The sequence below is a fragment of the Rhizobium tibeticum genome, assembly GCF_900110205.1.
Taxonomy (GTDB): Bacteria; Pseudomonadota; Alphaproteobacteria; order Rhizobiales; family Rhizobiaceae; genus Rhizobium; species Rhizobium tibeticum.
Map to the genome: position 1 here is coordinate 344,884 of NZ_FOCV01000002.1, position 12,373 is coordinate 357,256.

Here is a 12,373-nt window from a genome sequence, read left to right on the forward strand (position 1 = left end):
GCTTTTGACCAGTGCCGTTACGCCCGCCAGCGACGCCCATCCGTCGAGACCCCGAAGCTCTCGGGCTTGCGGGCATAGGACGAGAGACCCGCAAGAGCCGCAAGCGGGTGCGTGACGACATAGGTCGGGATCGTCGCAAGCAGCTCGGAATGCGGCGCCTTGTCCTCGAACGCAGCGCGGAATTGCGGCTTTCTCAGCGCCGGAAGGATCTTCTGCGAGATGCCGCCCGACAGGAAGACGCCACCGCGGGCCATGAAGATCATCGCCATGTCACCGGCGACGCGGCCGAGATAGGTCGAGAACAGGTTAATCGTCTCGACGGCGACCTTATCGGAAGCGGCGAGCGCGTGCGCCGTGATGTCGGCAGGATCGGAATAGGCGGGGGCAATGCCATCAGCGGCACAAATTGCCCGGTAGAGGTTGACGATGCCGCGACCACAGAGAATCTGCTCTGCCGAAATCCGGCCTTCGATCGTCTCCACGTGCGGGAAGATCTCGAGATCGCGCGCGGTGCGCGGCCCGAGATCGACGTGACCACCCTCGCCCGGCACGGGAATCCAGGAGCCTCGCGCGTGAACGAGCCCGCCGACACCGAGACCGGTGCCCGGGCCGAGGACGACGCGGGATGCAATCATGTCGCCCGATGCATTACCGAGGCGCTCGCGGTTGTCATCAGAGAGATTAGCGATTGCCAGTGCTTGCGCTTCGAAGTCGTTGACGACGAGGACGTCTTCGATACCGAGGCCATCGATCATGGTTCGCGGGCGGACGACCCAGTCGCAATTGGTCAGCGGTATTTCGTCCCGGCTGATCGGCCCGGCCACCGCCAAGATCGCCGAGCGCGGCCGCAAGCTGCTCTTTTCGAGAATGCAGCTGCGGATCGCATCGTCGATCGTCTCGAAATCGGCGGTGCGAACGTTGGGAAAATGGATCTGCTCTGCCGCGGCGTCCGGGATAATCGCAAAACGGGCATTCGTGCCGCCAATGTCGCCGATCAGGATCGGAAAGGGCATGGCGGTTTCGCTGGTATCGAGCTGTGGCATGGCGGGTTCCGTGCGTGCGCGCTTTTCAAGCGCCGGTTACGCGTGAAGGGTGGCAATAAGCTTGTCGGCGGTCGCTTCGTTGAGCGCCATCGGGATATCGTAGACGATTGCAAGCCGCATCAAAGCCTTGACATCGACATCATGCGGCATCGGCGTCAGAGGATCGACAAAAAAGATCAGCGCATCGACTTCGCCGGTGGCAATAAGAGCCCCGATCTGCTGGTCGCCGCCGAGCGGGCCGCTTTTCAAGCGGGTCACATCGAGGTCTGGAGCGGCCTCGAGCACCCGACCGCCGGTCGTGCCCGTGGCGACGATTTTCCAGTTTGCGAATGTCTCGCGGTTGCGGCGCGCAAACTCCGCCATGTCGTCCTTCTTCTGGTCATGCGCAATCAATGCAAGGCACTTGCCGCCGGCCATGAAAGGACCTCCGCCTGAAATTCAATCGATTTGGCTGCTTCTATACGAAGCATCCATCTTTTGAAAGACCACCGCCCCTGCCGGCAGCGTCATTCGCCGGACGGCTTGTCGTCCGGTACCGGTCCGATGGCAGGCAGCACCTCGTCAGACGCCGCGGCAGGCACCAGCGCCATCGGCGCGACCTCCGGGGCAGCAGAGGCGGCGCCGCCAAAGGTGGCCGTCTGCACCGAGTCGACGGACGGCGCCGTGAGAACCGACGAGCAGGCATTCGGAAGATCGGAGACCATCACTTCGCGCGGCTTGACCGGCTTCGTACCGGGCTTCGGCGGCTTCGGCGGCGCCCATGGTTCCTTCGTGAACCACCATGCCAGCGATTTGCCGCATCCATCGTCAGCAGGAACCGGCGCTTGCGGCTTGCACGAGGCTGCGCCCGGCGGGCACTTGATGCGTATGTGGAAGTGGGAATCGTGACCGTAGATCGGGCGCAGCTTGCCGAGATTGGTGCGGTCGCCTCTCCAGGTGTCGCACATCTTTTTCTTGATGGCTGGATTAACGAAGATCCGCTCGACCTGCGGGTAGCTGGCCGCACGCATCAAAAGCCGGGCGCGCGATTCGGTCCAGACATCCGGATTGATGGTGAGGAAGGCACCCTTCTGCAGCATCGTCGTGAAGGGCAGGGTCTCGCGCGCCTCGACGCTCATCGGGTGAGCGGGCATCGGCGTCAGCCACACGTCGGCATCAAGTCCTATCTGGTGCGAGGCGTGGCCGTTGAACATCGGCCCGCCTCGCGGCTGCGAGATATCGCCGACCAAAAGGCCTGGCCATCCGTCATACTTTGCCCCATCCCGGGACAGCCGCTCCAATAGAGAGATCATGGCGGGATTGCCCCAGCGGCGATTGCGCGACAGCCGCATGGTCTGCCAGGTGGGGCCATCAGTCGGAAGTGCGACGGCGCCGGACATGCAGCCTTTCGCGTAGAAGCCGAAGGGCTGCGCCGCCGCTTGATTTGGCAAGGCGACGGCGCCGAAGAGGGCCTTGGCGCTCCCTGGACTTGGCTGCTTCTGCTCGGCGCTGACATCGCCGGCGACGAGACTTGCACCGAGCACGCCGGCGAATGCCCATTTCAAAAATGTTTGGAAAGTCCGAGCGGTATGGAGAGCCATGCCATGTCCTGAACGTCTGCGGCCGCGGCCGAGTGATTTGCGTCGAATCTACCGTGAAAAGCAATTTTGGTGAATCGATGTTTTGCATAAGCGGGAAATGAGCCAAGCTTACCCGGGCAATAAAAGGGTCCGATCCCGCGAGCCAGACAAAAACTGTCATATCACCTGTTTTTCGCCCGCTTTTCGCCTATTGTCGATGAAAGCGAAAAGTAATCGGGGTTGGCGAATGGCGCGTACGTGGTCGAAAAGAAGTTTGATTGTGGCGCTGGTCGCTTTGAGCTGGTTTGCCCCGCCGGTTCAAGCACAGGAACAGAACTTCCAAATTGGAACTTCGAGCATCGGCGAACTCAAATATAAGCCCGGCTTCAAGCATTTCGATTACGTTAACCCGAATGCGCCGAAGGGTGGGACGCTCAATCTTTCAACGACCGGCACCTTCGACACATTCAACCCGTTGCCGGCGAAGGGCGAACTTGCCGACGGCGCGGCGCTGGTTTTCGAGACGCTGACAAAGTCCGCCGATGATGAGCTGCTCGCCAGCTATGGACTTTTGGCCGACGGCATTTCCTTTCCGGCGGATATATCGAGCGCAACCTTCCGGCTGCGCGCCGAAGCAAAGTGGGCGGACGATCAGCCGGTTACACCTGAGGACGTCATCTTCAGCCTGGACAAGTTCAAGCAACTGAACCCGCTTTACGCCAACTATTACAAGCATGTCGTTCGCGCCGAAAAGACCGGTGACCGCGACGTGACCTTCATCTTTGATGAGAAGGGCAACAAGGAGCTTCCGAACATCCTCGGGCAGTTGATGATCCTGCCGAAGCATTGGTGGGAAGGGACGGGTTCGGACGGAAAGCCGCGCGATATTGCCAAAACCACGCTAGAGCCGATCATGGGCTCCGGTCCATACAAGATCGCCGCATTTACCGCCGGATCCACGGTCCGCTACGAACTCCGCGACGACTATTGGGGCAAGGACCTCAATGTCAATGTCGGCCAGAACAACTTCCGCAATGTCAATTACACCTTCTTCGGAGATCGCGAGGTCGAGTTCGAGGCCTTCCGTGCCGGCAACGTGGATTACCGCCAGGAAACGCAGGCGAGCCGTTGGGCCAAGGCTTATGACTTTCCCGCCATCAAGGATGGACGCGTGATCCGTGAAGAGGTGCCGAATGCGTTGCGCGCCGTCGGCGTCATGCAGGCGCTAACGCCCAATCTGCGACGCGATCAGTTCAAGGATGCACGCGTTCGCGAAGCCCTAAACTACGCTCTCGATTTCGAAGATCTCAACCGCAACCTCGCTTTCAATGCGTTCAAGCGCGTCGACAGCTACTTCTGGGGCACGGAACTTGCGTCATCCGGGTTGCCGCAAGGGCGCGAACTCGAAATTCTCCAAAGCCTGAAAGATCAGGTTCCTCCTGAAGTCTTCACCACGCCATACACCAATCCGGTCGCTGGCGACCCGCAGAAGCTTCGCGACAACCTGCGAAAGGCGATCGGGCTTTTCAAGGAGGCGGGCTACGAGCTTCAAGGCAACCGTATGGTCAATACCAAGACCGGCCAGCCGATGAGCTTCGAAATCCTGTTGTCCAACCCCTCCTTCGAGCGCTCGGTGATGCCGTTTGTGAACAACCTCAAGAAGATTGGCATCGACGCGCGCCTGCGCACCGTTGACGCTTCCCAATATACGAACCGCGTCAGAAGTTTCGACTACGACATGATCTGGTCTGTCTGGGCCGAGACGATGAACCCGGGCAATGAGCAGATGGACTATTGGGGTTCGCAATCCGCAAACCAGCAGGGTTCGCGCAACTACGCCGGCATCGCCAATCCAGCGATCGATGCCCTGATCCGGATGATCATTTTCGCGCCCAATCGTGATGAACAGGTCGCTGCGATTAAGGCGATGGACCGCGTCCTCCTCGCCAATCACTATGTGATCCCGCTTTTCTACAGCAATAACTCGCGCATAGCCTATTGGAACAAGCTGGCCCATCCCGACGAACTGCCGACTTACTCCATCGGCTTTCCCGATGTCTGGTGGTCGAAGGATGCGAAATAGGCAGGCAGGAAGGCGGACTTGCATTGCTGAGGTGACTGGGCTCCAAATGAACAATGCGAATCAGGACAAGGCACTGCGTGCCGGGCGACACCACAAGGAGACTGCACCGATTGAACGGCGATAGACTGGACGGCATACGACGCGAGCTTTCCCGGAAGGGTCTTCACTGATGGGGGCCTATATCTTTCGCCGCCTGCTTTTGATGATCCCGACGATCATCGGCATCATGGCCATCTCCTTCACCGTCATTCAGTTCGCTCCCGGCGGTCCGGTCGAGCAGGTCATCGCGCAACTGACCGGCGATGCGCAGGGCGCAGACGCGCGCATTTCCGGTGGCGGCGGTGATCTTCTTGGCAGCGGACTTGACGAAGGCAGCTCGAAATATCGCGGCGCCCAGGGCCTCGATCCGGAACTCATCGCCAAACTGGAAAAGCAGTTCGGCTTCGACAAGCCAGCGCTGACGCGTTTCGGCGCGATGATGTGGAACTACATCCGCTTCGATTTCGGCGAGAGCTTCTTCCGCAACACATCCGTGCTCGAACTGATCAAGGAAAAGCTGCCGGTCTCAGCCTCGCTCGGCGTCTGGATCATGATCTTTTCCTATGGCATTTCGATCCCGCTCGGCATCCGCAAGGCGGTCAAGGACGGTTCCACCTTCGACGTCTGGACCTCAGGTATCATCATCATCGGCTATGCCGTTCCGAGCTTCCTGTTCGGCATCCTGCTGATCGTGCTCTTTGCCGGCGGATCGTTCTACGACTGGTTCCCGCTGCGCGGGCTTGTCTCCGATAACTTCGACCAGCTCGCCTGGTGGCAGAAGCCTCTCGACTACTTCTGGCATCTGACATTGCCTCTGATCTCGCTCTCGCTGGCGGCGTTTGCGACGACGACGCTTCTGACCAAGAACTCCTTTATCGAGGAGATCAAGAAGCAATATGTCGTGACCGCGCGGGCAAAGGGGCTGAACGAGCGGCAGATGCTTTACGGCCATGTGTTCCGCAACGCCATGCTGATCATCATCGCCGGCTTCCCCGGCGCGTTCATCTCCGCCTTCTTCACCGGCTCGCTGCTGATCGAGAACATTTTCTCGCTCGATGGGCTGGGGCGGCTCGGCTATCTCTCGGTCGTCAACCGCGACTATCCGATCGTCTTTGCGACGCTCTACATCTTCTCGCTGCTCGGGCTGTTCGTCAGCCTGATCTCCGACCTGATCTACACATGGATCGATCCGCGCATCGACTTCGAGCGGAGGGACGTGTGATGGACACCGCCGCCAATCCGACGACCGCGACGCCGGTCAAGCCGCCTCGCAAAGGCCTGCGGTCGCCGACCAACGTCCGCCGCTGGAAGAATTTCAAGGCGAACCGCTGCGGCTACTGGTCGCTCTGGCTGTTCCTCATTCTGTTCGTGCTCAGCCTGTTTGCCGAGTTCATCGCCAATGACCGGCCGATCATCGCCTCCTACAAGGGCGAGATCCTGTTTCCCGTAGTCGTCAACTATCCCGAGGAAAAGTTCGGCGGCTTCCTGGCCGAGACGGATTACCGCTCCGACGTCATCACCGACGAGATCAATGCCAACGGCTGGATGATCTGGCCGCCGATCCGCTACTCCTATCGCTCTGTCAATTCGAACATCCCGCATTCGGCGCCGACACCGCCCTTCTGGCTGATGAGCAAGGAGGAGCGCTGCTCCGGCTATCCGCAGGGAGCGGCCGACCGCGGCTGCAACCTTGGCAATCTCAACTGGCTCGGCACGGACGATCAGGCACGCGATGTGCTTGCCCGTGTCATCTACGGCTTCCGCGTCTCGGTCCTGTTCGGCCTGGTACTGACGATCTGCTCGGCCATCATCGGCGTCAGCGCCGGCGCGATCCAGGGCTACTTCGGCGGCTGGACAGACTTGCTGCTGCAGCGCTTCATCGAGATCTGGTCGTCGATGCCGGTGCTCTACATCCTCTTGATCATCGCGGCCATCCTGCCGCCCGGCTTCTTCGTGCTGCTCGGCATCATGCTGCTCTTCTCCTGGGTTGGCTTCGTCGGCGTCGTGCGCGCGGAATTCCTGCGGGCCCGCAACTTCGAATATGTGCGCGCTGCCCGCGCGCTCGGGGTGAACAACCGGACGATCATGTGGCGTCATCTGCTGCCAAACGCGATGGTGGCGACGCTCACTTTCCTGCCGTTCATCCTGTCGGGCTCAATCACGACGCTGACCTCGCTCGACTTCCTCGGTTTCGGCATGCCGCCCGGTTCGCCCTCGCTCGGCGAGATGATCGCCCAGGGCAAGGCGAACCTGCAGGCGCCGTGGCTCGGGCTGACCGCGTTCTTCACCATGTCGATCATGCTGTCGCTCTTGATCTTTATCGGCGAAGCCGTTCGTGATGCATTCGATCCCAGGAAGACGTTTCAATGACTGACGCTGCCGAAACACTGCTTTCCGTTCGCGATCTTTCGGTGGCTTTCCACCAGGCCGGAGATACATCGCTGGCTGTCGATCACGTGTCGTTCGATATCCGCAAGGGCGAAGTCGTGGCGCTGGTTGGCGAGTCCGGCTCCGGCAAATCGGTCTCTGCCAATTCGATCCTGCGCCTGCTTCCCTACCCGGCGGCAAGCCATCCCTCGGGCGAAATCCTGTTCAAGGGCAAGGACCTGCTGAAGGCGTCCGACAAAGCATTGCGCGCGGTGCGCGGCAATGACATCACCATGATCTTCCAGGAGCCGATGACATCGCTCAACCCGCTGCACACGATCGAGAAGCAAATTGCTGAGATCCTCGAACTGCACCAGGGCCTGACCGGGCAGGCTGCCCGCAAGCGGATCCTTGAATTGCTGAACCAGGTTGGCATCCGCGAGCCCGAAAAGCGCCTGAACGCCTATCCGCACGAGCTTTCCGGTGGGCAGCGACAACGCGTGATGATCGCCATGGCGCTCGCCAACCGGCCGGAGCTGCTGATTGCCGATGAGCCGACGACGGCGCTCGACGTCACCGTGCAAGCGCAGATTCTGGAGCTGCTGCGGCAACTGAAGGGCCGGCATGGCATGTCCATGCTTTTCATCACCCACGACCTCGGCATCGTTCGCAAGTTCGCCGACCGCGTCTGCGTGATGACCAAGGGCAAGATCGTCGAGACTGGTACGGTGGAAGAGGTCTTCCGCAATCCGAAGCACGACTACACCCGGCATCTGCTGGCGTCCGAGCCGCGCGGTGAGCCGCCGCTTGCCGATCCCTCCAAGCCGGTCGTGATGCAGGGGGCCGATATCCGCGTTTGGTTCCCGATCAAGGCCGGCCTGATGCGCAAGGTCGTCGATCATGTGAAGGCCGTGGACGGCATCGACCTCCAGCTGCGCGCCGGACAGACGCTCGGCGTCGTCGGTGAATCCGGCTCCGGCAAGACAACGTTGGGCCTGGCGCTGACGCGGCTGATCTCCTCGCAAGGTCAAATCAGCTTCGTCGGCACGGATATAGCGAGCTATTCATTCACGGAAATGCGCCCGCTGCGCAATCAACTGCAGGTCGTTTTCCAGGACCCCTACGGCTCGCTCAGCCCCCGCATGTCGGTTGGCGACATCATCGCGGAAGGCCTCAAGGTGCATGAGCGGTCACTCTCCTACGAGGAGCGCGATCAGCGCGTCTGCTGGGCGCTGGAGGAAGTCGGCCTCGACCCGCTGACCCGCTGGCGCTATCCGCACGAGTTTTCCGGCGGCCAGCGCCAGCGCATCGCCATTGCTCGCGCCATGGTGCTGAAGCCGCGCTTCGTGATGTTGGACGAGCCGACATCCGCGCTCGACATGAGCGTTCAGGCACAGGTCGTGGACCTGCTGCGCGATCTGCAGAAGAAGCATGACCTCGCCTACCTCTTCATCAGCCACGACCTGAAAGTGGTGAAGGCGCTGGCAAACGACGTCATCGTCATGCGCTTCGGGAAGGTCGTCGAGCAGGGTCCGTCCGCGGAGATCTTTCGCGCGCCGAAGGACGACTATACCAAGGCCCTGATGGCTGCCGCCTTCAACATCGAGGCGGTTCCGACACCCGCCGTCCAACAGTAAAGAACACCATGTCCGCAAGACCGCCCATCCTCGTCGACCTCAAGTTCGACCCTGAGACCGTTGCCCGCATCCTCAAGACGGCCTTTCCGGATCGCGGCAGCATCAATATTGCCGACCCGGCGAGCAAGAATCGTGATCTGACCGGCATAGACTATGCACTACTCTGGAAGCCGGACGCGGATCTTTTTACGCGTGCCCCGAACCTCAAGGCTATCTTCTCCGGCGGCGCCGGCGTCGACAGCTTCATGAACCTTCCAGGGTTGCCAGACGTTCCGATCGTCCGTTTCGTCGATCGGAGCCTGACGACCCGCATGAGCGAATGGGTCGTGCTGCAGTGCCTCATGCACCTCAGGCAACAATACCAGCACGACAAGGACCAGCGCGCGCGCATCTGGGGCAAGCTCGTTCCGCCTGAGGCAGCCGAGATCACCGTCGGCATCATGGGACTGGGCGTGCTTGGCCAGGACGCAGCACGCAAGCTGAAGATCATGGGTTTCAACGTCATCGGATGGTCGCGCAGCGGCAAGGAGATCGACGGCGTCGAGACGTTCGGCGCCGGTGAGCTCGATGAATTCCTGTCTCGAACGGATTTTCTCGTCGGCCTGCTGCCGCTGACCCCTGAGACCACCGGCTTCTACAATGCCAAGCTGTTCACAAAACTGCGGCAGGGCGGCGCGCTCGGCAAGCCGGTGTTCATCAATGCCGGCCGTGGTAAAAGCCAGGTCCAGGCCGACATTGTCGCCGCGGTTCAGAACGGGGTGCTCGGCGGCGCCTCGCTTGACGTATTCGCGGTCGAGCCCCTGCCATCCGACGATCCGCTCTGGGGGCTCGAGAACGTGTTCATCACGCCGCACGATGCAGCCGTATCCGACGAGACCGCGCTCTTCCGGCATGTCGAGCACCAGATCGCCCGCTATGAGAGCGGCGAGCCGCTGCAATTCATTGTTGACCGACAGGCAGGCTATTGAGCGCAGGAACCATGCTGCGCGCCATTCGTTTTTCTCCCAGATGAAGTGCCGGGCAAACCATGGCTCGCGCGACACCGGAAGGAGAAAGGCATGGCTCACCAGACGGAAACGCGCTGGGAACAATCCGACGGCAAGCTCCACGCCGAAGAGACGATTTCGCCAGTCAAGGCGAAGCAGGGCGGCATGGGCACGCGTATTCTTACGGTCCTGATCGTCGCGTTGATGCTTGCCTTCATCGTATGGATCCCCGTTGAAATCTGGGGCAAGAAGGAGGCGGCGGACGTCGCGCCGCAGCAGCCGGGACAGCAGCTTCAGTCGCAGCAGCCGTCACCGGCGCCATCGCCTTCGCTGCAGAACGGCAAGGCCGTACCAACCGAGACACCGTCCCAGCCGCCGGCATCGAACACGGCACCGGCAACCCCGAATGCGCCTGCGCAATAAGAACGTGGCGGGTCAAGGCGGTCACCAGCAAGCCCTGCCGGATTGCCGGCGGGGCGCATTTCTATTTGCGCTGGACTTTATCGGCCGATTTTTCGATAAGAAAGCACACGAGCCGGTCTTCGTGCGTCGGCTTTTGGCGCGATTTGTCCGGTTTGGAAATGGGCGGAGTTCATGGCCAAGACCGATATCGCACGGCGCGTTTACAATCACACCTGGAAGCTCGATCCGATTGTTCGCAGCCTGATCGACACCGACTTCTACAAGCTGCTCATGTTGCAGATGATCTGGAAACTCTATCCAGACGTCAACGCCACTTTCACGCTCATCAACCGTACAAAACGGGTGCTGCTGGCCGAAGAGATCGACGAGGGCGAACTGCGCGAGCAGCTCGACCATGCCCGTTCGCTCCGCCTCTCCAAGAAGGAGATGATCTGGCTCGCAGGTAACAGCTTCTACGGGCGCGCGCAGATCTTCGAGCCTGAATTTCTCGCCTGGCTCTCTCATTTCCAGCTGCCAGAATATGAGCTGTCGAAGCGCGACGGCCAGTACGTGCTCGACTTCCACGGATCGTGGAAGGACACGACCATGTGGGAAATCCCGGCGCTCGCCATCGTCAACGAGCTGCGGTCGCGCTCTGCGATGAAGGCGCTTGGGCCGTTCACGCTCGATGTTCTCTATGCCCGCGCCAAGGCAAGGATGTGGGAGAAGGTGGAGCGGCTGCGTGAACTGCCTGGTCTGCGCATCTCGGATTTCGGTACGCGCCGCCGCCACAGCTTCCTGTGGCAGCGCTGGTGCGTCGAAGCATTGAAGGAAGGCATTGGCCCCGCCTTCACCGGCACCAGCAACGTCCTGCTCGCCATGGATTCCGATCTGGAGGCCGTGGGCACGAACGCCCACGAGCTGCCGATGGTGGCCGCAGCGCTCGCCGCAACAGACAAGGAACTGCGCAATGCGCCCTACAAGGTTCTGCGGGACTGGAACAAGCTTTACGGCGGCAACCTGCTGATCGTGCTTCCGGATGCGTTCGGCACCGCCGCCTTCCTGCGCGACGCGCCTGAATGGGTCGCTGATTGGACCGGCTTCCGCCCGGATAGCGCCCCGCCGATCGAGGGCGGCGAGAAGATCATCGAGTGGTGGAAAAAGATGGGCCGCGATCCCCGCCAGAAGCTGCTCATCTTCTCGGACGGGCTCGATGTCGATGCGATCATCGACACCTACAAGCACTTCGAAGGTCGAGTTCGCATGAGCTTCGGCTGGGGTACCAACCTCACCAACGACTTCGTCGGCTGCGCGCCGACGGAGATCTCCGGGCTCAACCCTATCTCCATCGTCTGTAAGGTCAGCGACGCCAACGGCCGCCCTGCGGTGAAATTGTCGGACAATCCGCAGAAGGCGACGGGCGACCCGGCGGAGGTCCAACGCTACCTGATGTTCTTCGGGACGGAAGACCGCGTCGATCAGGCTGTGCTCGTTTAAGCGCCGCCCCGGCTCTCATCAAACCAACGCCAGTGTTGCGTCGTGACCTTGCGCTTGCCGACCAAGATCTCCCGAAGCGAGACCAGGCTGCACCGTTCGGCTGCCGCTCCAAGAGGTGCTCCTCCGGCCACATTATCGCCCCACCGTGAATCATGCTCGGCGATCCGATTCCGACCTATGGAGAAAGAGTTTGAAAATCCCCTCCGTTGCAGCAATTGCCACGATCGCAGTCACGCTTATCGCAACGCCCACCCTTGCCGCAGAAAAGGCATTTGTGTCTTCGCTGGTTGGTACGCCGTGGATTGAAACCAAAGCCCAGTCCGGCCTACCCGGCCCGATGATGATCTTCCTGGCGAAAGGCAAACTCCTTATCGATTCCTGCTGGGAGACCTATGCTCTTAGGACGTGGAAGCAATCGTCCCCCAGGGAGGTGGCATGAAAGATGCCGCGCCCGTTGAGAGAACGGATCACTAGGATGCAGACGCTGATCGAGGGACAGTCACACTTCCAGCCTTTCGGCTTACCTTATTGGGGTTCACTAGATCTCAACAAGGGAGTTGGAAGCATGACTGCCTCTTATGATTACCATATCGGCGTGGACTACCACAAATCCTACAGTCACCTGGTGGTGCAGGACAGCAGCGGCAAGACGTTGCGCTCCGGCCGGGTGAAGAACGATCGCCAGTCGCTCGGTGGGTTTCTGGAACGCTACCGCGAGAACTCGCATGCCGTGGTCGAGGCCACCCGCAACTGGATGGTG

General features: G+C 60.8%; 12 protein-coding genes. 9 read left to right on the forward strand and 3 right to left on the reverse strand.

Annotation, left to right across the window (positions count from 1 at the left end):
• Positions 1–17: 17 nt before the first annotated feature.
• The 3 genes from BSG20_RS03665 to mepA all read right to left on the reverse strand — a co-directional run bounded on the left by BSG20_RS03665 (position 18) and on the right by mepA (position 2,623).
• Entirely contained in the window at positions 18–1,043 is a 1,026-nt protein-coding gene (locus BSG20_RS03665; RefSeq protein ID WP_072371912.1) for a glucokinase, read from the reverse strand.
• A 36-nt stretch (positions 1,044–1,079) separates the two neighbouring features.
• Entirely contained in the window at positions 1,080–1,460 is a 381-nt protein-coding gene (locus BSG20_RS03670; RefSeq protein ID WP_037115063.1) for a methylglyoxal synthase, read from the reverse strand.
• Between the two features lie 89 nt (positions 1,461–1,549).
• The gene (gene mepA, locus BSG20_RS03675; protein WP_072371915.1) at positions 1,550–2,623 is read right to left on the reverse strand and encodes a penicillin-insensitive murein endopeptidase; all 1,074 of its coding nucleotides are present in this window, start codon (positions 2,621–2,623) and stop codon (positions 1,550–1,552) included.
• A gap of 226 nt (positions 2,624–2,849) precedes the next feature.
• Here mepA and BSG20_RS03680 point away from each other — a divergent pair, with 226 nt between their 5' ends.
• The 9 genes from BSG20_RS03680 to BSG20_RS03720 all read left to right on the forward strand — a co-directional run.
• On the forward strand, positions 2,850–4,685 hold the full coding sequence (locus BSG20_RS03680) for an extracellular solute-binding protein (protein ID WP_072371918.1): 1,836 nt from the start codon (positions 2,850–2,852) through the stop codon (positions 4,683–4,685).
• A 169-nt stretch (positions 4,686–4,854) separates the two neighbouring features.
• Entirely contained in the window at positions 4,855–5,946 is a 1,092-nt protein-coding gene (locus BSG20_RS03685) for a microcin C ABC transporter permease YejB (protein ID WP_072371921.1), read from the forward strand.
• Positions 5,946–7,094, forward strand: a complete 1,149-nt coding sequence (locus BSG20_RS03690) for an ABC transporter permease (protein ID WP_072371924.1) — start codon at positions 5,946–5,948, stop codon at positions 7,092–7,094. The genes BSG20_RS03685 and BSG20_RS03690 overlap by 1 nt, the downstream gene beginning before the upstream one ends.
• Positions 7,091–8,728 (forward strand): ABC transporter ATP-binding protein, encoded by a 1,638-nt coding sequence (locus BSG20_RS03695; protein WP_072371927.1) that lies wholly within the window; start codon positions 7,091–7,093, stop codon positions 8,726–8,728. The genes BSG20_RS03690 and BSG20_RS03695 overlap by 4 nt, the downstream gene beginning before the upstream one ends.
• An 8-nt stretch (positions 8,729–8,736) precedes the next feature.
• A complete protein-coding gene (locus BSG20_RS03700) occupies positions 8,737–9,696 on the forward strand; it encodes a 2-hydroxyacid dehydrogenase (RefSeq protein ID WP_072371930.1) in 960 nt (319 codons plus the stop codon).
• A 90-nt stretch (positions 9,697–9,786) separates the two neighbouring features.
• A complete protein-coding gene (locus BSG20_RS03705) occupies positions 9,787–10,137 on the forward strand; it encodes a hypothetical protein (protein ID WP_072371933.1) in 351 nt (116 codons plus the stop codon).
• A 171-nt stretch (positions 10,138–10,308) separates the two neighbouring features.
• The gene (pncB, locus tag BSG20_RS03710) at positions 10,309–11,613 is read left to right on the forward strand and encodes a nicotinate phosphoribosyltransferase (RefSeq protein ID WP_072371935.1); all 1,305 of its coding nucleotides are present in this window, start codon (positions 10,309–10,311) and stop codon (positions 11,611–11,613) included.
• A gap of 190 nt (positions 11,614–11,803) precedes the next feature.
• Complete coding sequence (locus BSG20_RS03715; RefSeq protein WP_244551805.1) at positions 11,804–12,052, forward strand: hypothetical protein; 249 nt, start codon at positions 11,804–11,806, stop codon at positions 12,050–12,052.
• Between the two features lie 126 nt (positions 12,053–12,178).
• Positions 12,179–12,373: IS110 family transposase (locus tag BSG20_RS03720; RefSeq protein ID WP_143034223.1), on the forward strand; the 195-nt coding region annotated here is incomplete at its 3' end.